The following is a 23,931-nucleotide window of genomic DNA, read 5'->3' on the forward strand; positions in this document are numbered from 1 at the left end:
TGATTACTTCTTCTTTTTCGGGGCGATGACCATGATCAGCTGGCGTCCTTCCATCTTAGGATGCTGTTCGACCGAACCGTACTCTTGCAGGTCAGCTTCAACCCGCTTGAGGAGTTCCATCCCCAGCTCCTGGTGGGCCATCTCACGGCCGCGGAATCGCAAGGATACCTTGGCCCTGTCCCCGTCACTCAGGAAACGTACCAGGTTGCGCAGTTTTACCTGGTAATCCCCTTCCTCCGTCCCTGGACGAAACTTGATTTCTTTTACCTGAATCTGCTTCTGGTTCTTCTTCGCCGCGGCAATCTGCTTCTTCTTCTCGAAGATCGACTTGCCGTAGTCCATCACACGGCAAACCGGTGGGACTGCGTCGGCGGAGATTTCCACCAGATCAAGCTTGGCTTCTTCAGCAATACGAAGCGCTTCATCAATCGAGACGATGCCAATCTGCTCGCCGTCAGCGCCAATTAACCGAACCTCGCGTGCCGAGATATTCTCGTTGATCGGGGCTTTCGGTGCAGCTCGTTTATCTTGTCTCATTTCACGCTTAATAATAATTACTCCGAATCTGGGCGACCACGCCGGGAAACCGCTTGTGCAAGGAACTCCGAGAATTGGGCGACGGGCATCGAGCCCAGGTCAGCACCTTCACGGGTACGCACAGCGACAGTCTGCGTCTCGACTTCCCGATCTCCAATAACCAAGAGATAGGGAACCTTGAGCAAAGTATGCTCGCGGATTTTAAAGCCGATCTTTTCATTTCTCAAGTCAGACTTGGCACGAAATCCGCTTTGGTTGAGGGTTTTTTCCACTTCGAGGGCAAAATCTGCCTGTTTATCAGTGATATTCATCACTACGGCCTGGGTCGGAGCCAGCCACGCAGGGAATGCCCCTTCGTAATGTTCGATCAGAATCCCGACGAAACGCTCGAAAGAACCGAGGATCGCCCGGTGCAACATCACCGGATGTTTACGGCTGTTATCTTCGGAAACGTATTCGGCACCCAGACGGATCGGCAGGTTGAAATCGAGCTGCAAGGTACCACACTGCCAGACACGACCCAGGCAGTCTTTCAGCGAGAACTCGATTTTCGGACCGTAGAACGCCCCTTCGCCCGGTTGCAGGTCATACGGCAGCCCGGCGCTATCAAGCGCGGCAGCCAAGGCATTTTCAGCGCGATCCCACAGCTCGTCGGAACCCACACGCTTTTCAGGGCGGGTGGAAAGCTTCATTTCGATGTCCTTGAAGCCGAAGTCGGCATAGACATCCATGGTCAGCTTGATGAACGCAGCGGATTCAGCCTGCATCTGTTCTTCGGTGCAGAAGATATGCGCATCGTCCTGGGTGAAGGCACGCACACGCATGATGCCGTGCAATGCACCGGACGGCTCGTTACGGTGGCAGGCACCGAACTCGGCCAGACGCATCGGCAGCTCGCGGTAGCTCTTCAGGCCCTGATTGAATACCTGCACGTGGCACGGGCAGTTCATCGGCTTGATGGCATAGTCGCGGCTTTCCGACTCGGTGGTGAACATGTTTTCGGCGTAGTTGGCCCAGTGCCCGGATTTCTCCCACAGGCTGCGATCGACCACCTGCGGAGTCTTGATCTCCAGGTAGCCATTGTCGCGCTGCACCTTGCGCATGTACTGCTCGAGCACTTGGTACAGGGTCCAGCCGTTCGGATGCCAGAACACCATGCCCGGCGCTTCTTCCTGGGTATGGAACAGACCCAAACGCTTACCGATCTTGCGATGGTCGCGCTTCTCGGCTTCTTCGATACGCTGGATGTACGCCGCCAGTTGCTTCTTGTCCGCCCAGGCAGTGCCATAGACGCGCTGCAGTTGCTCGTTCTTGGCATCGCCGCGCCAGTAGGCGCCGGACAGCTTGGTCAGTTTGAAGGACTTGAGGAAACGAGTATTCGGCACATGCGGACCACGGCACATGTCGACGTATTCTTCGTGGAAGTACAGGCCCATGGCCTGTTCGTTCGGCATGTCCTCGACCAGGCGCAGCTTGTAGTCTTCGCCGCGAGCCTTGAACACTTCAATCACTTCGGCGCGCGGAGTGACCTTCTTGATGACGTCGTAATCTTTCTCGATCAGCTGCTGCATGCGCTGCTCGATGGCCGCCAGGTCGTCCGGGGTGAAAGGACGCTCGTAGGCGATATCGTAATAGAAGCCTTCATCAATCACCGGACCGATAACCATCTTCGCTGTCGGATACAGCTGTTTGACCGCGTGGCCAACCAGGTGAGCGCAAGAGTGGCGAATGATCTCCAGCCCCTCTTCATCCTTTGGCGTGATGATTTGCAGGGTCGCGTCGCTGTCGATCAGATCGCAGGCGTCGACCAGTTTGCCATTGACCTTGCCGGCCAAGGTGGCCTTGGCCAGACCTGCACCAATGGATGCGGCGACCTCGGCTACGGAAACCGGATGATCGAATGAACGTTGACTGCCGTCGGGAAGAGTAATAGTGGGCATGGCGCCTCCTCTCCTAGTGGTGACCCCTACCAAAGGTCACGTGGGTTGGGATGAGCCAGTACGCGGTTCGATCCAGGCCGTTCGTGACGAACGCCTGCCTCACAGTGGCAGGAGCCTTGCGGCCAACCGGTAAAACGAACCAGAGTGACTGGAGTTCAAATCAGAAAAAATAGAGGCATAGACCGCGGTGGGATTGAAACTCGCCCAGAGCCTGAAAACACCCAAGCCGGGCATGCTAGCACAGATGAACGGTCATCGCGCCGTACTTCCCACCGGGACCAGCGTATCCGCGCTTTCTTTCGAGAAAGTGAACTTGGTGTGTACGCAAGGCCTCAAATACACCGAGAATCGCCATTCTTGTACCAATCCCAGGAGAGCTCGACTCATGCGCCTCACCCAACTATTCGCCCTTGCCGCCCCTTTCGCCCTGCTGCTGCCACTGAGCGCGCAGGCCGCCTGGCCAGCCGGGGTACGTGCCGAATACATGAAGGATTGCACGGCTGCCGCCAGCCAGAGCGTTGATGTGAAAAGTGCGGAAAAGCACTGCGCCTGTGGTGCGGACAAGCTCAATGAGAAATTCACTACAGACGAAATCAAACAACTCATGAGCAAGCAGACTCAACCGGATCCGGCGCTGAGAGCCAAGGCCCTGGACGCTATTGCCGCTTGCCGGGTGGTGAAATAAGTCTTTAATGCGCGAGAGACGGTCCTGCTTCAGGCTCGATGCGATCTGAAAACCGGCCTTTTTTCACAATTTACGCAGCTTTTACGGCTTTTTTTATCACCGAATATTTTCGGTGAAAGCCCCTTAAACCGGGCCTTCAGCCGATCGGAGCAACAAAACGGACTCAACCACCTGGGAATCGGCACGTCCGGGGGGCTCCCAAGTCGAACATTTCGACTATGATAGCCCGGTGTGCCCAGTTGGCCTGAGCAGCACAGTACTACTGAAAATATATGTTTCTTGGAGATACACCATGTCTAATCGCCAAACCGGCACCGTAAAATGGTTCAACGATGAAAAAGGCTTCGGCTTCATCACTCCTCAAGGTGGCGGTGACGACCTGTTCGTACACTTCAAAGCTATTGAAAGCGACGGTTTCAAAAGCCTGAAAGAAGGCCAGACCGTTTCCTTCGTGGCTGAGAAAGGCCAAAAGGGTATGCAAGCTGCACAAGTTCGTCCTGAGTAATTTCTCAGCGAGCTAAAAAAACCCCGTCCATGTGACGGGGTTTTTTATGCAAGGTGCAAAAGCGCTGACGCGATCAGCCGCAGTTGACCCGGGTGACCACCAGATTAGTATCGGTGTTTAGGTTCAGCCGATCGGAACGGTATTCCAGGGTGATCATGTCGTTCGGCTTGAGAATACGGGCGTTCTGCGCACCTGCGCGAGTACGCGCCTGTTCCAGCAGCTCAGGCGAAGCTTTTTTGCCGATGGCGAATTCGGCCGCCTTAGCCTCACAGCGGCTATGGCCGCTCTCGGTCGCTACCGGATCCTTATCCGGCGAAGAAGTGCTGCACCCCGTCAAAACGACTGCAGCCAACAAGGTACCGAATGACGCGAGCTTCCAAGGCATGAAGCCTCCTTTTCAAAAATAAGCAGAGATAGTGCGACAACCGCTCTGACTATTGGTTTCACAAACGGACTGGCCAATGGCCTCTTGGCCAGGCAGCGGGCAAGTCTGCATCAGGTACGGCCACGTTTTCATGCAGCAATCGTGACCGGATATGAACAGCCTCAGTAAATATCGATGTAATCGAATGGTGGCTTCGGCCAGTTCTGTTTCAACGCGTTAAAAATCTGCGTCACCCAGACCTCATCGCTGGCCGCTACCCGCCCGACATAACCAGAACCGGCGGCCCAGGTCTCCAGCCTGAACAGCAGGCCGTCGATGTCCGCGCCACCGACCACGCCCGACGAGATATAGGCAATGCCCGCCTTGGTCACTCGCAGCTGGGTATGCACATCGTCACTGGCCGACGCCAGCAACTGGCGCACCGCCTCGAAGGTCAAGGCATCAGGGTTGTTCAAATCGATCTGCACACTGGCACCCTTTGAAAACAGACAATGACCAAGTGTCGCACAGCCCTCCCCTCATGCCTAAGTCGGAGTGCGAAAAGCCCGCCAAGGTGTTTAACTCTACAAAACCGGAAGCCCTCGACAAGCGCCTGTCCGGCCCTATCCTTTCCGAGCTCGCGAGACTTCCATGGCCACCGTGACGATCGACGCCGACATCAAAGCCAAATGGCCCGAAGGCCACTGCTCCTACAGCCCCGGCAGCCCCGAAGAGCTGGCGATCATCGGCATCGACTTACTGATCAGGGAGCTGGGCACCGAAGCGGCCCAGACATTCATCGAGCAGATATTCGAGAAGTATCCCGGCGAGCACTCGGGCACGCCGGATACAGAGAAGGCGTAACGCCCGGCAGGCTGGCACCTGCCGGGAATATCACTTATTTCAGGCGAGCCAGGCGCTCGGTCAGCAGATCGAAGAAGCCCTGGGCATCGCCATTCTCCACCCAGAACACGTTCTTCTCCTGCTTCAGGCCGTCGTACCAATCGACGATGGTCTGGCCGAAGGTCGGCCCTTCACGGCTGTCGATCACCATGTTGGCCTGGCGCCCGCTGAACAGCTCGGGCTTGAGCAGGTAGGCAACGACGGTCGCGTCATGCACCGGGCCACCCGGGATGCCGTAGTGCTCCATGTCACCCTTGACGTATTCGTTGAGGATATCGCCCACCACCTTGCTGGCATTGTTGTTCAAGGCCGCAATTTTCTGCAGGCGCGCGTCGCTGGTCAGCACCTTGTGGGTAACGTCCAGCGGCAGGTAAGTCAGCTTCACGCCGCTCTTGAGCACCACCTCGGCGGCCTGCGGGTCGGCGAACAGATTGAACTCCGCCACCGGGGTGATATTGCCGCCGTTGAAATGCGCCCCGCCCATGACCACCACTTCCTTGATGCCTTGAGTGATATCCGGTGCCTGGATCAGCGCCAGCGCCAGGTTGGTCTGCGGCCCCAGCATGGCGATGGTGATGCTGTGGGGCTTGGCGGCGCGCAGGGTGTCGATCAGATAATTGATCGCACTGCCCTCGGCCAGGCCCTTTTTCGGCTCATGCACCGTGACCCCGGAAATGCCTTCCTTGCCGTGAATATTCTCGGCATAGATCGGCGTGCGCAGCAGCGGCTTAGGCGCGCCGGCGTACACCGGCACCTCTTCGCGCCCCGCCCACTCACGGGCCAGGCGCGCATTACGCGAGGTCTTGTCCAGGCGCACGTTGCCGGCCACCGTGGTCAGCGCGCGGATCTGCAGTTCTTCCGGCGACGCCAGGGCGAACAGCAACGCAACCACATCATCGGCACCCGGATCGGTATCGATGATCAGATCGATTTTTTCTGCCGCATGGGCGCTGGTAGCAGTGAACAGGGACACGAGCAGAACACTCCGGATCAGGTGCTTCAGTAGCTGAGCATAGCGGTGCATGGCGCACTCCTTTGCGTGGTTGAACAGAGAGGGGCAACGCTCAGAACGTCACCCCGGCAATCAAAGCGATGTTGCAATAAGGCTGACACTCCCCGGTGCGAACGATTGCCCGCGCCTGGCGGCTGAGCACCTTGAACTCACCGTGGCTCAACAGCTTGCGCGCGCCCAGCGCCCCCTCGGCACTCAACGCCTCGAGCGCTTGCAGGGTCGGGGATTGTCGATCCAGGATCTCCTGCGCCAGCACATGGCCTTCCACTTGCATCTCGCAAAGCACCACCTGCAAGGTGCTGAGGAAATCCGGAATACCCTGGGTCAAGGCCAGGTCGATCAATTCGACGCCCGGCGGTACAGGCAGGCCGGCATCGCCGATAACCACGATATCGCCGTGCCCCAGGGAGGCAATCAGTCGCGACAGGGCGACATTGAGCAAGGGTGTTTTTTTCATGCGGGAGAGAACGCCTGTACGTCGGACAACGTGGGAATGGAAGGTTGCGCACCTGGGCGGGTCACCGACAGCGCTGCCGCGACCTGACCGAAACGAATCGCCTCGGCCTCGCTCTTGCCGGCGGCCAGCGCGGCGGCAAAACCACCGACAAAGGTATCGCCGGCAGCCGTGGTATCGACCGCCTTGACCTTGGGCGCCGGGAAATGCTCGAAGCTCGTGCCATTGGCGAACAGCGAGCCTTGGGCGCCGAGCGTGATGATGACCTTGCCGGCCCCGGCGGCGATCAAGCGGGCGGCCGCGGCTTCGGCGCTCGCCAGGGAATCCACCGGCAAGCCGCTGAGGGCCGCGGCCTCGCTTTCGTTGGGAATCAGATAGTCGATGGACGCGTACCAGTCCGCCGGCAACGGGCCACTGGCCGGTGCAGGGTTGAGGATCACTGTCTTGCCCAGTTCACGGCCGCGCTTGAGGCTATGCCCCACAGTGGGCAGCGGCACTTCGAGCTGGCAGATGATTACATCGGCCGCCTGCAGCACCTTGTCGAAGCCGCTGACCACTTCTGGCGTGAGCCGACCATTGCCACCGGCCACGATCACGATCGCGTTCTGACTGCTGTCGTCCACCACGATCAAGGCCACCCCACTGGAGCCCGAGACAACGGTGACGGCCTGGCAATCGATCCGCTCGGCGAGCAACGCCGAGCGCAATTGCTCGCCGTAGGCATCATCACCGACGCAGCCGATCATCGACACCTGGGCACCCAGGCGGGCCGCCGCCACCGCCTGGTTCGCCCCCTTGCCACCGGAAACCGTGGCGAACGACTGGCCGATCAGGGTTTCACCGGCACGCGGCAACCGCTCGGCCCGAGTGACCAGGTCCATATTGAGACTGCCTACTACCACTACTTTTGCTGGCATACATCGATACTCACAATTCGATTCAACGGTACTCGGCGAATGCGCCGGCCACGGGCGCCGTCGACTCGCGCAGGACAATGCTTGGGGTGACGATACGCTGGTCGGTCGGCAATCCAGGGGTGGCAATGCGGCGCAGCAACAGCTCCGCCGCCTGCTCGCCCAGTTGCAGGATTGACTGGCCAACTGTAGTCAGCGCCGGATACACATAACGACTCATCTGGATATCGTCGAAGCCGATCACCGACAGTTCGCTCGGCACCCGGATATTGCGCTCCGCCGCCGCGCGCAGCACACCGATGCCCATCATGTCGTTGCCGGCGAAGATCGCGCTGGGCCGGTTGCGCTCCAACAGCTGGGCCGCCGCGTGATAACCGCCGGTACTGGTGAAGTCGCTCTGCAGGATGCGCTGCGCAGGCACCTCCACGCCGGCTTCGCGCAACGCCCGCTGGAACCCCGCCAGACGTAGCTGCGCCACGCTGGTGTAGTCCGGGCCGCCGATGCAGGCGATATCGCGATGGCCCAACTCGAGCAGATGACGGGTCGCCAGGTACGCGCCGTATTCGTGATCGATCCGCACCAGGTCCGCATCCACCCCTTCCAGCCCGCGGTCGACGATCACCATCGGCGTGCGCACGGCGGCCAGGCCCTTGGCCAGCCCGCCGTCACCACCGGCCGAGGTCACGATCAGGCCGTCGATACGTTTTTCCAGCAGCACCCGCAGGTAGCTGCGCTGTTTTTCCGGGTCGTCGTCGGAGTTGCAGAGAATCACGCAGTAGCCGTTGCGCTCGCAATAATCCTCGATCCCTCGGGCCAGCTCGGCGAAATACGGGTTGAGGCTGTTGGGCACCAACAGGCCGATGGTCGCCGTGGTCTTGGCCTTCAGCGAGCGCGCCACGGCGCTGGGCACGTAGTCGAGCTGCTGGATCGCCGCCTCGACCTTGATCCGCACTTCCTCGCTGACCGGACGCGTCTTGTTCAGCACATGGGAAACCGTGGTGTAGGAAATCCCTGCGAGCGCCGCCACATCTTTGATCGTTGCCATGACTCAGCTCCGCCGGCTTGCGCGCTGGCTGCGATAAGTATCCAGTACCACCGCAATCACGATGACCGCGCCGGTGATGATGCGTTTGGTCGGCTCGGTCGCGCCGATCTGCGCCAGCCCCGCGGCCAGCACCGAGATAATCAATACCCCGAAAAAGGTGCTGATCACCGACCCGCGTCCGCCCATCAGGCTGGTGCCGCCGATCACCACGGCCGCGATCACTTGCAGCTCCAGGCCGGAACCGGCATTCGGGTCCGCGGCCTCCAGGCGGGAAATCTGGAACAGTGCGGCGATGCCCGCCAGCAGCCCCATCAGGCTGAACACCAGGATCTTGTAGGGTTTGGGGTTGATGCCTGCCAGACGTACCGCTTCCTCGTTGGTGCCGATGCCAATCAGGTAACGGCCGAACACCGTGCGCGTCAGCACCGCCTGGGCGATGAAGATGATCAGCAAGGCAATGATGAACGATGGCGAGATACCGAAGGCGATCGGATTCGACAACCAGGCGAAGGCATCGCCGATATAGGCGGTGCGCGAACCGGTCATCTGGTAAGCCACGCCGCGGGCCATTTCCAGCACACCAAGGGAGACGATGAACGAAGGAATACGCCAGGCGACAGTGATCGAACCGGTGATGGTCCCGGCCAATGCCGCGCAGCCCATGCCCAGCAATGCCGCCGGGATGACACTCCAGCCCCAGCCGAGAATCGCCACGCTGACGGTGGAGGCCGCCAGGGCCAGCACCGAGCCGACGGACAAATCGATGCCGCCGATGATCAGGACAAAGGTCATGCCCACCGCCAGCACCATCAGGTCCGGGATCTGGTTGGCCAGGGTGCTGAAGGTGTCATAGGAAAGAAAGTGGCTGCTCAGTGTCGAGAACAGCGCAATCATTGCCAGCAAGGCACCGGCCAGCCCCAGGTAGGTGCCGAGGCCGTAATAGTTGCCGCCACGTTTGCCGGCCGAAGATGCAGTTTTCATGGGAGGTCCCTAGGCGCCGCTTCGTTGAGCAACGCATCACGTTTTTGATAGCCGGCGAAAGCGGCGGCAAGCAGTTCATCCTGGGTCCAGCTGTCGCGCTCGAAGGTATCGATCAGGCGCCCGGCGGACAGCACGCCAATGCGATCGCAGATCAACATCAGCTCCCGCAGGTCGCTGGAGACCACCACCAGCGCCTTGCCCTGGCGGGTCAGTTCGCCAAGCAGGCCATAGATATCGAACTTGGCGCCGACATCGATGCCCCGGGTCGGCTCGTCGAACAGCAGCACCGCGCAATCGCGCTCCAGCCAGCGGCCGATGACCACCTTCTGCTGATTGCCTCCAGACAGCTCGGACACCAATTGCGCCGGCCCCGAACTGCGAATGCGCATGGCATCAATCTGCCGCTGCGCCAGCGCCGATTCGTCACGACCATTGACCAGGCCGCCACTGGAGATTTCCGGCATGTTGCCCAGGGCGATATTGGCGCTGATGGACTGCGTCAGCAGCAGGCCTTCGCCCTTGCGGTCCTCAGTGATCAGGGCAATGCCGTGGGCCACCGCGTCGACCGGCGAACGGATATTTGCCACCTGCGCGGGAGAACCCAGGGCCACCGTGCCGCTGTCAGCCTTGTCGGCGCCGAAGATCAGTCGCAACAGTTCGGTGCGCCCTGCCCCGATCAACCCGGAAATACCGAATATCTCGCCGCTGCGCACCTCGAAAGACACGTCCAGAACCTTGTCGGAACGACTCAGGCCGCTGACCGTCAGGGCCGGCGCGCCAATCTTGCGCGGGCCGAGATCGATGTGTTCGCCCAGCTCGCGCCCTACCATCAGGTTGACCAGTTGCTCGCTGTTGTAATTGGCCATCGGCTCGACACAGACCAGGCAACCATCGCGCAGCACCGCAATGCGCTGCGCGACCCGGGCCAGCTCTTCCAGGCGATGGGAGATATAGATGATGGCCACGCCACGGGCCTGTAGACGAGTGATCTGTTCGAAGAGCAACTCGACTTCGCGAGCCGTGAGCATCGCAGTCGGCTCGTCGAGGATCAGCACATGGCAGTCGCCGATCAGGTTGCGCGCGATCTCCACCATCTGCTGGTGGCCAATCCCCAGTTCGCCGACCAGGGTATCGGGGTCGATCGCCTCCAGGCCGACCTGGGCCATGGCTTCGATCGCCGCCTTGCGCAACTGTTTGCGACTGATCCAGCCGCCGAGGCTGGGCAGGTTATCGAGGAACAGATTCTCGGCCACCGATAGCGTCGGCAACAGGTTGAGTTCCTGCATGACCATGCGGATGCCCAGCTCTTCGGCCTGGGTGCGACTGCCAGGACGGTAAGCCTGGCCGTTGAAGCGCATCTCGCCGGTGGTCGGGGTCACCAGGCCACCAATGATTTTCGACAGGGTGCTTTTGCCCGCGCCGTTTTCCCCGGTCAGCGCCAGCACTTCCCCACGCATCAGCGTCAGGTCGATGCCAGTCAATACCGGTTGCGCATAGGTCTTGCCGATACCGCTGACCGAAAGGACAGCGTTCACAGCGGAAACTGACATAAGAAACTCTCCATGCGCCCGCCTGTTCAGGCGGGCGCCGTTGCGCCGCCAGAAAGATTACTGGGTGACCAGCTCAACCGGAGTTTCGATCACGCCATTGGCGCCACCGTCCACCTTCTCGCCCTTGAGGATCTTCAGCGCCGTCTCGATACCGAAGACCGCCTGCTTGGCGGCGAACTGATCGGCGGTCGCCAGCACGCGACCGTCCTTGAGCATCGGTTTGATGGCATTGATGTTGTCGTAGCCGACCACCTTGACCTTGCCGGCCTTGCCCGCCGCGCGCACCGCCGAGACGGCACCGACGGCCATGCTGTCGTTGCCGGCCAGCAGCGCCTTGAGGTTCGGGTATTCGCTGAGCATGGCGGCGGCGACGCGGTTGCCGGCATCGATTTCCCAGTCGCCGGATTGCAGCGAGACCACCTTGATCTGCGCGGCCGCCATCGCATCCTTGAAGCCTGCGGTGCGCTGCTGGGCGTTGGTGGTGGTCGACACGCCTTCGATGATGCCGACTTCGTCCCCGGCCTTCAGGTCCTTGGCCAGGTACTCGCCCACCAGGCGCGCGCCCTTGCGGTTGTCGGGGCCGACAAAAGGCACGCTGATGTTTTTGCTTTTGAGTACGGCCGGATCCAGCTGGTTGTCGATGTTGATCACGGTGATACCGGCGTCCACCGCCTTCTTGATCACCGGCACCATGGCCTTGGAGTCCGCCGGGGCGATCACCAGCGCGTTGACCTTGGAAACGATCATCTGCTCGACGATACGGATCTGGTTGGCGGTGTCGGTTTCATCCTTGATGCCGTTGGAAACCAGGTCGAAATCGGCGGCATGGTCTTTTTGATAAGCCTTGGCGCCGTCTTCCATGGTGAGAAAAAATTCGTTGGCCAGGGATTTCATGACCAGGGCGACCTTGGGTTTTTCCGGGGCCTCGGCGAATGCCGAAGAGAGGGGAAGCGTAGCGGATGCGGCAGCCAGAACAGCGACAGCGAGAAGACGTCCAGCGAATGGCAGCTTCATGGATTCACTCCGATCTTATGATTATTGTGAGCAACGCTTGCGCCGGAGTACGCTCGACAACCTTCAGACCCCGATTAACGCGGCTTGAAGCGAACCTGAGAGGTGTATGACTTTTATCGCCCAGGGCCTGCGCAAACGTTTGCGTAAAACGAACTATGCGAACCCTGCCGCTATTTGTCAACGGGGAAGCCAAGCCCATGAGCCGCCCGGAACGCCAGGACAGACGCCCCGTACGACATCACACAATCATGCGGTGGTACTGACCAGTGTGCCTGACGAAGCGTCCTTACTCAGTTCCTTGACCAGCTTCCCCGCCACTTCCTGCAGCGCGCCGTTGGTATCGACGATCTGGCCTTGAATCGCCATCACCACGGTCGCCTTGGCTTCAGGGGTCGGATAACTCGCCGCCTGGGCAGCGGCCAACTGCTGCTGTTGCTCCTGCAATTGGGCCTGCAGTTCTTTCATGCGCTTGAGCAGCATTTTCACCACCAGGCTTTGATTGTCCCCTTCAGAGCCTTGGGCCTCTGCCTTCTCGGCCTCGGAAGCGGATGCCACTCGCAGCTTGCCCTCTTCATCGACCCCCAGGGCTTGCGCAGCGCTATCGGCGGCGCCCTGGCTCAGAGCCTCGATAGTGGCCGGTGATTTACCGTTGATGGTGATGGCCCCGGCAGCGGGAAAACCGACAGAAATAGACATGTGAGCTCCATAAAGAAACGATCCTTGGAGGGCATCGGCTGCAAGGACCATCTCTTTAATTCAGCATTTTCCTCATGCCAACCAGAACTGTCGGACAACCGAACGCAAATCTTCCGAGCATTCGGAAAACCGGACAACGAAACGGCCATCGAATCCGATAACTAAAAATAAGTTGATATAAATCATTAAGTTAAAAGAGTTTTTCGACCACAGTCCGGCTGGTACAGATCCTGCTGTTCCCTTTCGCCCGCGGCATTCAGATCTGTCTCGGGTGTATCTAGATGAACCTGCACCAGCACCGTCTCACTACTAGAGAGAAAATAATGAAATCTGCTTTCAACACCCTTGTTCCGGGCGCTTTGGCCCTCCTCTTGCTCCTTCCGACTGCATTGCAGGCCAAGGAAGTCGAAACCAAACAGAAGCTGGCCAACGTGGTCGTGCTCGCTACCGGCGGCACCATTGCCGGCGCTGGCGCCAGTGCCGCCAACAGCGCCACCTACCAGGCCGCCAAAGTCGGCATCGAGCAGTTGATCGCCGGGATCCCCGAGCTGAGCCAGGTCGCCAATGTGCGCGGCGAACAGGTCATGCAGATCGCCTCTGAAAGCATCACCAACGAAAACCTGCTGCAACTGGGCCGTCGCGTCGCCGAACTGGCCGACAGCAAGGACGTCGACGGCATCGTCATCACCCACGGCACCGACACCCTGGAAGAAACCGCGTACTTCCTGAACCTGGTGGAAAAGACCGACAAGCCCATCGTAGTGGTCGGATCCATGCGTCCGGGCACCGCCATGTCCGCCGACGGCATGCTCAACCTGTACAACGCCGTCGCCGTCGCCGGCAGTAAGGAAGCCCATGGCAAGGGCGTGCTGGTCACCATGAACGACGAGATCCAGTCGGGTCGCGACGTCAGCAAAATGATCAATATCAAGACCGAAGCCTTCAAGAGCCCATGGGGCCCGCTGGGCATGGTGGTGGAAGGCAAATCCTACTGGTTCCGCCTGCCGGCCAAGCGTCACACCCTGGATTCGGAATTCGACATCAAGACCATCAAGAGCCTGCCTGACGTCGAAATCGCCTATGGCTATGGCAACGTCAGCGACACCGCCTACAAAGCCCTGGCCCAGTCCGGCGCCAAAGCCATCATCCACGCCGGTACCGGCAATGGCTCGGTGTCTTCCCGCGTAGTGCCGGCCCTGCAGGAGCTGCGCAAGAATGGCGTACAGATCATTCGTTCGTCCCACGTCAATGCCGGCGGCTTCGTACTGCGCAACGCGGAACAGCCTGACGACAAATACGACTGGGTCGTGGCCAACGACCTGAACCCGCAGAAAGCCCGCATCCTGGCCATGGTCGCTCTGACCAAGACCCAGGACAGCAAGGAACTGCAGCGGATGTTCTGGGAATACTGATTGGCCCGCCCGACCTGTTCTGGTCGGGCACCGCTCTACCCCGCACTCGCCCGCCCTGGGCGAGTGCTCCGCCCCGGTTGGCCTGCCCTCTTCTTTATCCCGCAGATAAAAACTCAATCGTTTTGCAGCAATCCGCGGATATCGCTGTCAGAAGAACCTCTTGAATTTTAAGCGGTTGCGAAATTTCCTACAGTAAAATACTGTACGCGCATACAGCTTAATAAGGAATGTTCCGTGCCCGCCGCAGCACCACCAAGCTCTTATGAACGCCTCGGTTTGCGCGTTCAGAAAATCATCAACTCGCCCAACGCACAAAAAGCCAAGGCCGCCCTGATCTTCCGTCAGCCCGACGAAGCGGTCGACGAGTGGGAGCGCCTGCTCGAAGAAATCGCCGAAAACGACAACGTCACCCTCGCCTATCGCGATGACGGCGGTGTGCAGATTTTCTGGGTTGTGCCGAAGGAAGACTGAGTCGATGATTGCCCGCTGTTTTGCTGTGCTGCTGTTTTGCGTTGCCCTGAATGCCCACGCCGATGCGCCCCGCACCTTCAACGAAGCGAAGAAAATCGCCTGGAAGCTGTACGCCCCGCAATCCACCGAGTTCTACTGTGGCTGCAAGTACAGCGGCAATCGGGTCAACCTCGCCGCCTGCGGCTATGTCCCCCGCAAGAACGCCAATCGCGCCGCGCGCATCGAATGGGAGCACATCGTTCCCGCCTGGCAGATCGGCCATCAGCGTCAATGCTGGCAGCAAGGCGGGCGCAAGAACTGCACGCGCCACGACCCGATTTATCAACGCGCCGAAGCCGACCTGCACAACCTGGTGCCGAGCATCGGCGAGGTCAATGGCGACCGTAACAACTTCAGCTTCGGCTGGCTGCCGGCGCGGTCCGGCCAGTACGGTTCATGTCTGACTCAGGTCGACTTCAAGGCCAAGAAGGTCATGCCGCGCCCATCCATTCGCGGCATGATCGCCCGGACCTACTTCTATATGAGCAAGCAGTACAACCTGCGCCTGTCGAAACAGGATCGTCAGTTGTACGAAGCCTGGAACAAAACCTATCCGGTACAACCCTGGGAGCGCCAGCGCAATCAGAGCGTGGCTTGTGTGATGGGGCGTGGCAACGAGTTCGTCGGCCCGGTCAACCTGAAGGCCTGCGGCTGATATCCGTCCGGGTTGCCGATAAACGTCCGGGGCATGGACAGCCCCTCAAGGATGATTGAGCGCCGGCAAGACTGGCCTTGACCCGGCACCCAAAAGAACGGCTTATTGCGCGACGCGGTGCTCGATTACCTGCGGCTCGATATTGCGCTTCTTGGCCTTGGTCAGCTTCTCGACCAGCTCGGCTTTCTTGGCTTCGGCTTCGGCCTGGGAATCGAACGGGCCGATCAGCACCCGATCCTTGCCATCTTCGACGACGACATAGGAAATGATCCCGTGTTCGATCAGCCAGCCGGCCAGATCGCTCGTCGCCTGAGGCAGGGTGCCGGCGACCAGTACATCCCATTGCGGCGTCGTGGCGGTCTGCGGCGGCTGTGCCTGGACAACCGGCGCCACCTTCTTGTCCACCTCGGCATGCTTGCCTTCACCGCATCCCGCCAATGCCAGGACCGCCGTCATCATCGCTACTGTGCGCACAACCTACCCCTTGAAAGTCTGAGGCGGCGATTTTAGCACCCCAATCCCCTGCACAAACGCCACAAAATCAGCGCAAAACAAGGAGAATGATATTTATCGCCTCTGTATAGTTGCACCTCGGGAATTAATACAGCGTCTGCGCGTCAGAAAGAGGCACCCACACAGTGGTACTTCGCAGTAATCTATACGCACTACTACCGACATCTGCACTGTCTGAATCAGGTGCCCTACTACTAAGCAATCAAGGAGAAGATCATGCTGATACTCACCCGCAAGGTCGGTGAAAGCATAAATATCGGTGACGACATCACGATCACCATTCTGGGCGTTAGCGGCCAGCAAGTCCGGATCGGCATCAATGCCCCGAAAGACGTCGCAGTCCATCGCGAAGAAATCTACCAACGGATCCAAGCCGGCCTCACCGCCCCGGACAAACGCGAAACACCTTGAGCGCCATGAGCGGCCAGCCCTTTGTCTCATCACAATGGCTGGCGCAGCGTCATCGTTGATTGATTCCCCGCAGCATCCTCCCCCTCTTCATATGGCAGCGGCGCAGTTCAGGCCGCCAGCGCCAGCCCTGGCAAAAGTGCACTACCCAAGCCCTTCACTGATAGCGCTCCATCCCGGCAATCTGTCGATACGACTCGGCCGGGAGAAAGCCCTTCCTCGTTTTTGTATAAATACTCAGTAGCGTGGCAATGAGCAGGAGGAGTAATTTCAAGACCTACCGCCTCCGCGAACCCGCCGAGGCTCCCCCCTTGCCATCGGCAGATGCTTTACGAACAAGGAGCGGTCATATGCAAGAGTTCGCTTACCTTCTGATCACCAACGACCTGAATGCGATGCGGACCATTGCCGCCTGCTCGACGGAGGGGCTCTACGAAGTCAAACGCGGAATATTCACCTTCCGCTCCGAGGCCAACGTCGACTACCTGCACCGCGTGCTGGCTATCGTCAGCGATGAGTTCGGCATCATTCCCGTGCAGCAGGCCGAGTTCAAAACCAACCGGGCCACCATCAGCAAGGCTTTCAGCCAACTCTGCTAGAGCGCGCGGTGCTCGATGACGCGCAACAGCCCGCAGCGAGCCCGAGCACACGCGACTCCTCACCTCATGACTGGCCGAGCATGACCCCACGTGCCATGCCACTGGCCGCCACTACTATCAGCACAATCAGCAGCGCCTGCAGGTGGCTGATGCGCGCAAACAGCGTGGCGCGACCGCTATCGATCGACGCCCCGCGCCCCAGGGCGATTCGCCATTTGATCAGCGCAACCATTGGCCATATTTCGAGCAACAGGATGATGACGAACAAGGTCATCTTGATGTGAAACAGCGGCTGGTGCAGGTAGTAGTCCGTGCCTTTTTCGTAGCCAGCAAAGGCGCGCAGCAAGCCGGTGATCAACAACACCGCGGCGGCCAGCCCCCAGCCATTGTCGGCCAGCAGAGCCCGGCGCACATCCGCCCCTTCGGTGACCACGCGGCGCAACGCTGTACCGCGATTGAGCACCGCCGCAAAGGCGACAGCAAAGGCCAACAGGTGTACGGCTGCGAGAAACCAGTGCATGAGCATCGCTCCACTCTCCATTGACGGATGACAAAAAAAGGCCTGTGAGTATTAGCCCATAACCCGCAGCTTTGCCTTGCCCGACACCCAATAAAAAAGGCGCCCGTCATCGGGGCGCCTCTGTACTGCTCCTAGCCGCGCTCACGCACGACGCTGAACCGCCACCTTGGCCCAAAGGGTGAAGGCGACATCCGGAGTCCAGCCGGCGTTCGAGGTGTGCTCTTGAAAGCACAGATACAGATTGCCCTGATAAGTCACACCATCATCTTTGCGATAGTGATGATTCAACTGCCATTCCGGGTATTGCGGGTCAGGCACCCCGCCAGCGGTCTTGATGTTCAGGTTGGTACTGGGCAGCGACTGATTACCCTGGGCGTCCGTGGCGCTGACAAAGTAGCTGTACAGCGTATCGGTTTTCAGCCCCTCGTCCGTCAAGGTCAGCGAGGCCGTCTGGGCCACCGGCTTGCCATCGCGAAACAGGGTGTAGAACTCGATCGGACGAACACCGTGGGCAGCACTCCAGCTCAAGGTCACGCTGTTTTCTGTCTGCGCGGGAGAAAACAGGTTGCCCGGCGCCGAAGGTCGCTCCTCGCCGCTGCCACCATGGATCAGCGGCGCATAACGATCACGGAACTCCCAGTTGTAACGGACGCCGTACTTGTTGAGGCCGTCATCCCAATTGACCGACCAGGTCATCAGGCCCTTGATCGACAATCCGGCACGATCCAGACGCTTGAAGGCATTGCTCACCGCCGCTGGGTCAATGACATACCCGGTCGCTGCCGCGTCGACGTTGGCCGGCAGACCGATCACGAACTTGTCGGCAGGGATGGCGATATAGCCACGCGTACCGGTGACCAGGCTCTCGGTCAGATAAAACAGAAAGTCTTCCTTCAGCGCGTCGTTGTTCTGGGCAATCCAGGCACCCTGCCCGCCGTTGGCTTCCTGGACCCACAGACCGTCGCCGCCCTGGTTGTAGTATTGCGGCGCGATGAAATCGTAGTAGCCATCCAGCGCCTGGATATAACCGACGTATTTGCCGCCGGTGGCGAGGTAGGGAAACTCCGGCGCCATGCTGATGATGAAGTGCTTGCCCTCGCCTGCGTAGTGATCCTTCACCAGCTTGAGCGCCGCCGGCAGCACGATCTTGTTGTCGGCAAAATCGATGGCGCTTTGCTCGAGGTCGATGTCCAGCCCGTCGAAACCATAGGTTTCCACCAGACGGATGATTTCGTTGGCCAGCGCTTGCTCATTGCCCTTGTGCAACTCGATATGAGCGTCCGCACCGCCAAGGGAAATCAACACCGCCCGCCCCTGGCTGTTGAGCACGCCAACCTGACGCCGGAACTCCTCGTCCGACAGGTTGTAGGGCTTGAAGGTGGGAATGCCGTTGCCCTTCATGAAGGCTACCGCCACCACGTTGTATTCCCTGGGTACATCCACCAGGTCGAGGTTGGCGAACTGCCCCTGCTGGTAGCCGTCACTGGGGCCTGCCGGCCAGTTGTGCCAGAAGCCCATGAGGATCTTCTTGCCTGCGATCGACGGCATCAACGATGCCGAATCATTCGCCTGAGTCTTTACCGCTGCAAAGTTGATCTTGTTCACGTTCTAATCCTTCAGAACCATTTAAAGAGAATGACAACTTCTGCTGTTATTCAAAGTCGACTATTTGAAGTCGACGTCGAACGCCTGATAGAACGCATTGCCGGTGTTGGCGACAATCCACGCCAGAACAATCACGTGATGGCCTTTCTTGTTCTTGGGCAGTGTCACTTGATGTTCGACCTTGGCCTTCATTTCATCGCCGTGCTGGTCATACGGAACTTGTGTGTAGAAGTCCTTGAAGAACGCCTGCGGCTCCAGTTGCGCACGGCTGATACGCTGTCTCGTGTCCCAGCCATCTTTGGTGATGAACCAGCTGTAACCGCGGGTCACATGAGGAGCGGTGTACTCCCACTTGACCTGAAACACCTGCCCCGGATCGACGTTGAGCAACGGCCAGGAGAACGAATGCCCAAGCTTCCTCGACATTTCTTCATTGGTGAAGTTGAGGCAGTCACGCTCGTCGGTCTTGCCGCCGCTGAGGATATGCCCATCAGCCGGTGGCACAACGCTGGCGACGTCGCTCTCGTATGGTTTCTGAAAAGGTCCGCCCACCAGGGCCGGGAAATTTTTACCACCTTCCAACTCATTGACCTGCCAGGTGCCGAGCAGCCCCAGCTCAACGGCGACAGCACCACGGCTGGAGGGGGATACGACACGCCCGTGTTTCGGTTGAACCAATGGCTTATTCATTATTGTTCACTCCTTTGATTAGATAAAACTCCTTCTTGAGGAGAACTTTTAAACTAGTCCAAATCAGTGTTTTGTCTACTGATTCCCGCATACAAAATGCCGAGCAAATTGTCGCACCGCAACAAAGCCGGAACATCAACCAATAATTACAGCACAAACCTACAGGGAGAAAGGCAAATAACTTACACAAGCCAATAAATGAATACTCAACTGGCATCTTGTTAATCAACCTTTCAGGAAAAACAATGGAGATCTTCAATAAACCATAAACCCGGCAAGAGCCGGGTTCATGATCTGTTTACTGGATAACGTTCAAAAAGGAATTACAGGCAAGTCGCCAATGCAGCCAGTCTACGCTTGGCGACCCAGTTGTCTTGGACCGCGTAATAATTGACGGTGGTACCCGAAGCCTGCCCCCGAATATCGGCAAAGGACTCCGCCGAACGGGTATAGACCGTGTATCCACCCACCTTGGCAGACTCCAGATAGGCCGACGCATCCACACCGAACACCGCTTCGTCCTGCCAGGCAAACTGCACACACTGCGCCACGATTTGCTCTGCCTTGGCCGACGAGAGCACCTTGTAGGGGCTCTTCGAACGCGCCTCATTCATCGCCGAGCCGGCACACCCCGCCAGCAACGCCACGACCATTACCGCCATCAACACCCGCATCACGCTACCTCGCCGTAAAAACGCGACTGTATCACTCACATGACAAACCATTGGCACTCGGCTGCGAGAAAACCGCTCGCGGACCATTTCGCGCACTGGTCGGAAAAACAAAAACCCGCGCAAGGCGGGCTTCTTCATGAATCGATAACACCTCGGTTAAAGGCGGCGTAAAAACGAACTCACAATACTCTTGGTGGCGGCCGTTGCATCCAGCTCACGGGCAGCCCCATAGGCATGCCAAGCGATGGCCGCAATTTCATTCAAGGGCCGGGCATCCTCGGCATTGGCCACGGCAACCTCGAATACGTGATGCCGCACATTGCCGGCGTCGAACTCCAGGATGTAAAGAGGCTCACTGGCATCCAGCCCTGTCTCCTCACGCAGCTCACGTATCGCGGCAGCAGCGAGAGACTCCCCAGGCTCGACCTTGCCGCCCGGTAAAGACCATTTTGCGCGATCCTTGCGGACAAAAAGAATTTGCCCTCCATGCGCACAAATCACCGTTGCTCTACTCTTCATACCTGCACCCTACCCGACCACATCCTGCCCGTATTGCGCAGGGAACGTGCATACAGACCGAAAACCGACTTAAAAGTGTCACAAAAATGTCATGAAATGCATAAGCATTAAGGATGCCAAAAAGACAACGGCATAGCATGGAACAAAACCCATCCATACAGACGGACACATTCACTTCAAATAAAAACTGCATGCATCTCTATAGGTATCCGTGCATTCCAGGATTGTTGATGAGGAGAAGTCTCGAGACTCTTTCCATGACAATGAGTTCCCAATCCACATGACCTGTTTGTAATGACCGCCGAGATCAAGATGCATATTCAAATATCGGCCACCGGAGGTTACATAGATACAGCTATTTATAAAACCAACTTTATCGACACCTTGGTGAGTCAATACAAAATAGCTTTTCTCGAAGTTGGTAACAGCTTCCATGGCACCGTCAACCAGCACACCTACCCATTCAGCACCCTCACTTTTAGCTGGCGCGCTAAAAATGCCCATCATGCCCTTGATATCTCGCGGCGAAGGACATGATTCCTGATCACCCGGCCAGTCAGGGATATTGAGGTAATTGCTAGCATGCACGAATGTAAATAGCTGCGAACACAGCAACATCCAACCCAACAATCTAGACACGTTCCATTCCTTCGTGAATATCAGAAGGAAGGTTCTATCAACTAGAACAACTTTAGAATGTAGGACGATTCCTAAAATATTAGATTTTTCTCTTAAGACCAGCAGTCTCTACATCGAAGCGCCCGCTCTTGGTGGTCAGTTGCAAAGTGCAGTCACAACGACGCCCCTGACTAAAGCGTGCTATCCACCTGGACCAGGCCAGCCTCCAACGCCGCGAAGATCGCTAGCTTGAAGTCATCGGTGGACCTTGAAAGAACACTATCAGGAAGGGCACGCCGAAAAAGGAGATCGTGTACCTGGAGGCAGGTGCCGACTTGGCCTTTTGAGTGGCGGCTTTACAAAGGTTTTGAAAACCGCGGACAACAAAAAAGGGCCCACCTTTCGGTGGGCCCTTCCAGACCGCCCAGCAGAGCGGATTTTGTTTGGTAGGCGCGATTGGACTCGAACCAACGACCCCCACCATGTCAAGGTGGTGCTCTAACCAACTGAGCTACGTGCCTGCTGTGAGGCGGCATTCTACGGAATTCCGGAGGGGTGTCAACACCTTTTTTGCAGCTAACCCTCTGAATATGCGAATTTTTATTTTTTGAGCCTGCCAAGAAGATTTTTCGATGGCTGGTAGGCGTTTTTCAACTCAGGTAGGATCCACGCAATCGTCAAGAATATTAAACAGAGGTTGCAGGATGGCGAACACACCTTACCCACAATCGTATTACGCAGCGTCAGCCAACGCTGCTCCAGCCCGCCCGCTACTGCAAGATGATGTGGAAACCGATGTCTGCGTGATCGGTGCCGGCTACACCGGCCTCTCCAGCGCCCTGTTCCTGCTTGAGAATGGCTTTAAAGTCACCGTCCTGGAAGCGGCCAAGGTTGGCTTCGGCGCTTCCGGGCGTAACGGTGGACAGATCGTCAATAGCTATAGCCGCGACATTGATGTGATTGAACGCAGTGTCGGCCCCAAGCAAGCTCAACTGCTTGGCCAGATGGCCTTCGAAGGCGGCAGGATCATCCGTGAGCGGGTCGCCAAGTATCAAATCCAGTGCGACCTGAAAGATGGCGGAGTGTTCGCCGCCATCACCAGCAAGCAGATGGGTCACCTGGAGTCGCAGAAGCGCCTGTGGGAGCGCTACGGCCACACCCAGCTGGAATTGCTGGATCAGCGCCGCATTCGCGAAGTCGTCGCTTGTGAGCTGTACCAGGGCGGCATGCTCGACATGAGCGGCGGGCATATCCACCCACTCAATCTGGCACTGGGCGAAGCGGCAGCCGTGGAATCCCTGGGCGGTGTTATCTACGAGCAATCCCCGGCGGTACGTATCGAACGCGGTGCCAATCCGGTGATACATACCCCACAAGGCAAGGTCAGGGCCAAGTTCGCCATAGTCGCGGGCAACGCCTACCTGGGCAACCTGGTGCCGGAGCTGGCCGCTAAATCGATGCCGTGCGGCACCCAGGTCATCACCACTGAACCATTGAGCGATGAGTTAGCAAAAAGCCTGCTTCCCCAGGACTACTGCGTCGAGGACTGCAACTATCTGCTGGATTACTACCGTCTTTCCGCCGACAAGCGCCTTATCTTCGGCGGCGGCGTGGTGTATGGCGCTCGCGACCCGGCGAATATCGAAGCAATCATCCGACCGAAGATGCTCAAGGCCTTCCCGCAACTCAAGGATGTGAAGATCGACTACGCCTGGACCGGCAACTTTCTGCTGACCCTGTCGCGCCTGCCACAAGTCGGACGCCTGGGGGACAACATCTATTACTCCCAGGGCTGCAGCGGCCATGGCGTCACCTATACCCACCTGGCCGGCAAGGTACTGGCAGAGGCCCTGCGTGGCCAGGCAGAGCGCTTTGACGCCTTTGCCGAGCTGCCACACTACCCCTTCCCTGGCGGCCAGTTGTTGCGCACCCCATTCACCGCGATGGGCGCCTGGTATTACAGCCTGCGAGACAAGCTGGGGTTCTGATAACCCTACCCTCTCCAAATAAAAAACCGCCCATCAGGCGGTTTTTTTGGGGCTTTGCAGAGGGGAAATATCGACTGCCTGAGCGGCATCGAAAAAAGCCGGATTCCGAAAACAAAAAACCCCGGTCTTTCGACCAGGGTCTTTGCTATCGATCCGAAAAGCCTGCGGCTTCTTCGTCACTTGAAGGCGTTCAGTGTTCCTTCAAGTAGATATGGCGCAGCGGACGGGACTCGAACCCGCGACCCCCGGCGTGACAGGCCGGTATTCTAACCGACTGAACTACCGCTGCGTATCGCTTGGACTTTCGCCCATGTGAACCGTTTAAATCGTCTGACTGAAAAACTTCTAGGCTTTTCAATCTCAGAGCAGGAACACCTGACCTGGAAAATATGGCGCAGCGGACGGGACTCGAACCCGCGACCCCCGGCGTGACAGGCCGGTATTCTAACCGACTGAACTACCGCTGCGCGTCGGTTGGATGCTTCCGTGGAAGCCTCCGCCTTTCTTTCGAAAGGCACTCAAGAAGTGGTGGGTGATGACGGGATCGAACCGCCGACCCTCTGCTTGTAAGGCAGATGCTCTCCCAGCTGAGCTAATCACCCTTTGCTTCGTTGAGGCCG

General features: G+C 58.4%; 28 protein-coding genes and 4 tRNA genes. 9 read left to right on the top strand and 23 right to left on the bottom strand.

Annotation, left to right across the window (positions count from 1 at the left end):
• Positions 1–3: 3 nt before the first annotated feature.
• Positions 4–555: a translation initiation factor IF-3 gene (infC, locus tag PMI20_RS20020; protein WP_169914426.1), complete on the bottom strand. Its 552-nt coding sequence runs from the start codon at positions 553–555 to the stop codon at positions 4–6.
• Positions 555–2,477 (bottom strand): threonine--tRNA ligase, encoded by a 1,923-nt coding sequence (gene thrS / locus PMI20_RS20025; protein WP_007920516.1) that lies wholly within the window; start codon positions 2,475–2,477, stop codon positions 555–557. Before thrS ends, infC begins: the two co-directional genes overlap by 1 nt.
• Positions 2,478–2,862: 385 nt before the next feature.
• Here thrS and PMI20_RS20030 point away from each other — a divergent pair, with 385 nt between their 5' ends.
• Positions 2,863–3,162 (top strand): hypothetical protein, encoded by a 300-nt coding sequence (locus tag PMI20_RS20030; protein WP_007920518.1) that lies wholly within the window; start codon positions 2,863–2,865, stop codon positions 3,160–3,162.
• Between the two features lie 292 nt (positions 3,163–3,454).
• Positions 3,455–3,667, top strand: a complete 213-nt coding sequence (locus PMI20_RS20035; RefSeq protein WP_003179963.1) for a cold-shock protein — start codon at positions 3,455–3,457, stop codon at positions 3,665–3,667.
• 73 nt (positions 3,668–3,740) lie between these two features.
• Here PMI20_RS20035 and PMI20_RS20040 read toward each other — a convergent pair whose 3' ends face one another.
• Positions 3,741–4,052 carry an I78 family peptidase inhibitor gene (locus PMI20_RS20040; protein WP_007920521.1) on the bottom strand — a complete coding sequence of 104 codons (312 nt, stop codon included), beginning with the start codon at positions 4,050–4,052 and terminating at the stop codon, positions 3,741–3,743.
• Positions 4,053–4,213: 161 nt separating this feature from the next.
• Entirely contained in the window at positions 4,214–4,519 is a 306-nt protein-coding gene (locus tag PMI20_RS20045; RefSeq protein ID WP_007920522.1) for a hypothetical protein, read from the bottom strand.
• Positions 4,520–4,682: 163 nt separating this feature from the next.
• Here PMI20_RS20045 and PMI20_RS20050 point away from each other — a divergent pair, with 163 nt between their 5' ends.
• Positions 4,683–4,895 carry a hypothetical protein gene (locus PMI20_RS20050; protein ID WP_007920523.1) on the top strand — a complete coding sequence of 71 codons (213 nt, stop codon included), beginning with the start codon at positions 4,683–4,685 and terminating at the stop codon, positions 4,893–4,895.
• A gap of 34 nt (positions 4,896–4,929) precedes the next feature.
• On the opposite strand, the gene PMI20_RS20055 is transcribed toward PMI20_RS20050, so the two are convergent.
• From PMI20_RS20055 to PMI20_RS20090, 8 genes are all read right to left on the bottom strand, one after another.
• The gene (locus PMI20_RS20055) at positions 4,930–5,958 is read right to left on the bottom strand and encodes a nucleoside hydrolase (protein ID WP_007920524.1); all 1,029 of its coding nucleotides are present in this window, start codon (positions 5,956–5,958) and stop codon (positions 4,930–4,932) included.
• A 40-nt stretch (positions 5,959–5,998) separates the two neighbouring features.
• Positions 5,999–6,403: a D-ribose pyranase gene (gene rbsD, locus PMI20_RS20060; protein ID WP_007920525.1), complete on the bottom strand. Its 405-nt coding sequence runs from the start codon at positions 6,401–6,403 to the stop codon at positions 5,999–6,001.
• A complete protein-coding gene (rbsK, locus tag PMI20_RS20065) occupies positions 6,400–7,317 on the bottom strand; it encodes a ribokinase (protein ID WP_037033547.1) in 918 nt (305 codons plus the stop codon). Before rbsK ends, rbsD begins: the two co-directional genes overlap by 4 nt.
• Positions 7,318–7,339: 22 nt before the next feature.
• Positions 7,340–8,359, bottom strand: coding sequence for a LacI family DNA-binding transcriptional regulator (locus PMI20_RS20070; RefSeq protein ID WP_007920529.1), 1,020 nt, complete (start codon positions 8,357–8,359; stop codon positions 7,340–7,342).
• Between the two features lie 3 nt (positions 8,360–8,362).
• Positions 8,363–9,340, bottom strand: coding sequence for an ABC transporter permease (locus PMI20_RS20075; RefSeq protein ID WP_007920531.1), 978 nt, complete (start codon positions 9,338–9,340; stop codon positions 8,363–8,365).
• Entirely contained in the window at positions 9,337–10,890 is a 1,554-nt protein-coding gene (locus PMI20_RS20080) for a sugar ABC transporter ATP-binding protein (RefSeq protein WP_007920533.1), read from the bottom strand. Before PMI20_RS20080 ends, PMI20_RS20075 begins: the two co-directional genes overlap by 4 nt.
• Positions 10,891–10,947: 57 nt before the next feature.
• The gene (locus PMI20_RS20085) at positions 10,948–11,904 is read right to left on the bottom strand and encodes a sugar ABC transporter substrate-binding protein (protein ID WP_007920535.1); all 957 of its coding nucleotides are present in this window, start codon (positions 11,902–11,904) and stop codon (positions 10,948–10,950) included.
• A 246-nt stretch (positions 11,905–12,150) separates the two neighbouring features.
• On the bottom strand, positions 12,151–12,600 hold the full coding sequence (locus PMI20_RS20090) for a hypothetical protein (RefSeq protein ID WP_007920537.1): 450 nt from the start codon (positions 12,598–12,600) through the stop codon (positions 12,151–12,153).
• Positions 12,601–12,923: 323 nt separating this feature from the next.
• On the opposite strand from PMI20_RS20090, the gene PMI20_RS20095 reads away from it, so the two are divergent.
• From PMI20_RS20095 to PMI20_RS20105, 3 genes are all read left to right on the top strand, one after another.
• Entirely contained in the window at positions 12,924–14,012 is a 1,089-nt protein-coding gene (locus PMI20_RS20095) for an asparaginase (RefSeq protein WP_007920539.1), read from the top strand.
• A gap of 234 nt (positions 14,013–14,246) precedes the next feature.
• Positions 14,247–14,483 carry a DUF1654 domain-containing protein gene (locus tag PMI20_RS20100; protein ID WP_007920547.1) on the top strand — a complete coding sequence of 79 codons (237 nt, stop codon included), beginning with the start codon at positions 14,247–14,249 and terminating at the stop codon, positions 14,481–14,483.
• 4 nt (positions 14,484–14,487) lie between these two features.
• Entirely contained in the window at positions 14,488–15,177 is a 690-nt protein-coding gene (locus PMI20_RS20105) for an endonuclease (RefSeq protein WP_007920548.1), read from the top strand.
• A 102-nt stretch (positions 15,178–15,279) separates the two neighbouring features.
• Here the strand turns inward: PMI20_RS20105 and PMI20_RS20110 are convergent, their stop codons facing one another.
• Positions 15,280–15,636 carry an SPOR domain-containing protein gene (locus PMI20_RS20110; protein ID WP_037033551.1) on the bottom strand — a complete coding sequence of 119 codons (357 nt, stop codon included), beginning with the start codon at positions 15,634–15,636 and terminating at the stop codon, positions 15,280–15,282.
• A gap of 270 nt (positions 15,637–15,906) precedes the next feature.
• On the opposite strand from PMI20_RS20110, the gene csrA reads away from it, so the two are divergent.
• Complete coding sequence (csrA, locus tag PMI20_RS20115; RefSeq protein ID WP_007920550.1) at positions 15,907–16,101, top strand: carbon storage regulator CsrA; 195 nt, start codon at positions 15,907–15,909, stop codon at positions 16,099–16,101.
• A 347-nt stretch (positions 16,102–16,448) separates the two neighbouring features.
• The gene (locus tag PMI20_RS20120; RefSeq protein WP_007920551.1) at positions 16,449–16,697 is read left to right on the top strand and encodes a hypothetical protein; all 249 of its coding nucleotides are present in this window, start codon (positions 16,449–16,451) and stop codon (positions 16,695–16,697) included.
• Between the two features lie 64 nt (positions 16,698–16,761).
• Here PMI20_RS20120 and PMI20_RS20125 read toward each other — a convergent pair whose 3' ends face one another.
• The 7 genes from PMI20_RS20125 to PMI20_RS20155 all read right to left on the bottom strand — a co-directional run bounded on the left by PMI20_RS20125 (position 16,762) and on the right by PMI20_RS20155 (position 21,844).
• On the bottom strand, positions 16,762–17,223 hold the full coding sequence (locus PMI20_RS20125) for a DUF2214 family protein (RefSeq protein WP_007920552.1): 462 nt from the start codon (positions 17,221–17,223) through the stop codon (positions 16,762–16,764).
• Between the two features lie 135 nt (positions 17,224–17,358).
• On the bottom strand, positions 17,359–18,765 hold the full coding sequence (locus PMI20_RS20130; RefSeq protein ID WP_492571593.1) for a carbohydrate-binding protein: 1,407 nt from the start codon (positions 18,763–18,765) through the stop codon (positions 17,359–17,361).
• A gap of 117 nt (positions 18,766–18,882) precedes the next feature.
• On the bottom strand, positions 18,883–19,512 hold the full coding sequence (locus PMI20_RS20135) for a lytic polysaccharide monooxygenase auxiliary activity family 9 protein (protein WP_007920556.1): 630 nt from the start codon (positions 19,510–19,512) through the stop codon (positions 18,883–18,885).
• A 323-nt stretch (positions 19,513–19,835) separates the two neighbouring features.
• Positions 19,836–20,186: a hypothetical protein gene (locus tag PMI20_RS20140; protein WP_007920558.1), complete on the bottom strand. Its 351-nt coding sequence runs from the start codon at positions 20,184–20,186 to the stop codon at positions 19,836–19,838.
• A gap of 156 nt (positions 20,187–20,342) precedes the next feature.
• Positions 20,343–20,705, bottom strand: coding sequence for an NUDIX hydrolase (locus PMI20_RS20145; protein WP_007920559.1), 363 nt, complete (start codon positions 20,703–20,705; stop codon positions 20,343–20,345).
• A gap of 171 nt (positions 20,706–20,876) precedes the next feature.
• Positions 20,877–21,344, bottom strand: a complete 468-nt coding sequence (locus PMI20_RS20150) for a DUF3757 domain-containing protein (protein ID WP_177323769.1) — start codon at positions 21,342–21,344, stop codon at positions 20,877–20,879.
• Between the two features lie 423 nt (positions 21,345–21,767).
• Positions 21,768–21,844, bottom strand: a tRNA-Val gene (locus PMI20_RS20155).
• 183 nt (positions 21,845–22,027) lie between these two features.
• Between PMI20_RS20155 and PMI20_RS20160 the strand changes: the two genes are divergently transcribed.
• The gene (locus PMI20_RS20160) at positions 22,028–23,311 is read left to right on the top strand and encodes an NAD(P)/FAD-dependent oxidoreductase (protein WP_007920568.1); all 1,284 of its coding nucleotides are present in this window, start codon (positions 22,028–22,030) and stop codon (positions 23,309–23,311) included.
• Between the two features lie 212 nt (positions 23,312–23,523).
• On the opposite strand, the gene PMI20_RS20165 is transcribed toward PMI20_RS20160, so the two are convergent.
• From PMI20_RS20165 to PMI20_RS20175, 3 genes are all read right to left on the bottom strand, one after another.
• A tRNA-Asp gene (locus PMI20_RS20165) sits at positions 23,524–23,600 on the bottom strand.
• Between the two features lie 101 nt (positions 23,601–23,701).
• Positions 23,702–23,778: transfer RNA gene (locus PMI20_RS20170), tRNA-Asp, on the bottom strand.
• A gap of 59 nt (positions 23,779–23,837) precedes the next feature.
• Positions 23,838–23,913 (bottom strand) — tRNA-Val (locus PMI20_RS20175).
• Between the last annotated feature and the right edge of the window lie 18 nt (positions 23,914–23,931).

Source organism: Pseudomonas sp. GM17 (genome assembly GCF_000282175.2).
Lineage (GTDB): Bacteria > Pseudomonadota > Gammaproteobacteria > Pseudomonadales > Pseudomonadaceae > Aquipseudomonas > Aquipseudomonas chlororaphis.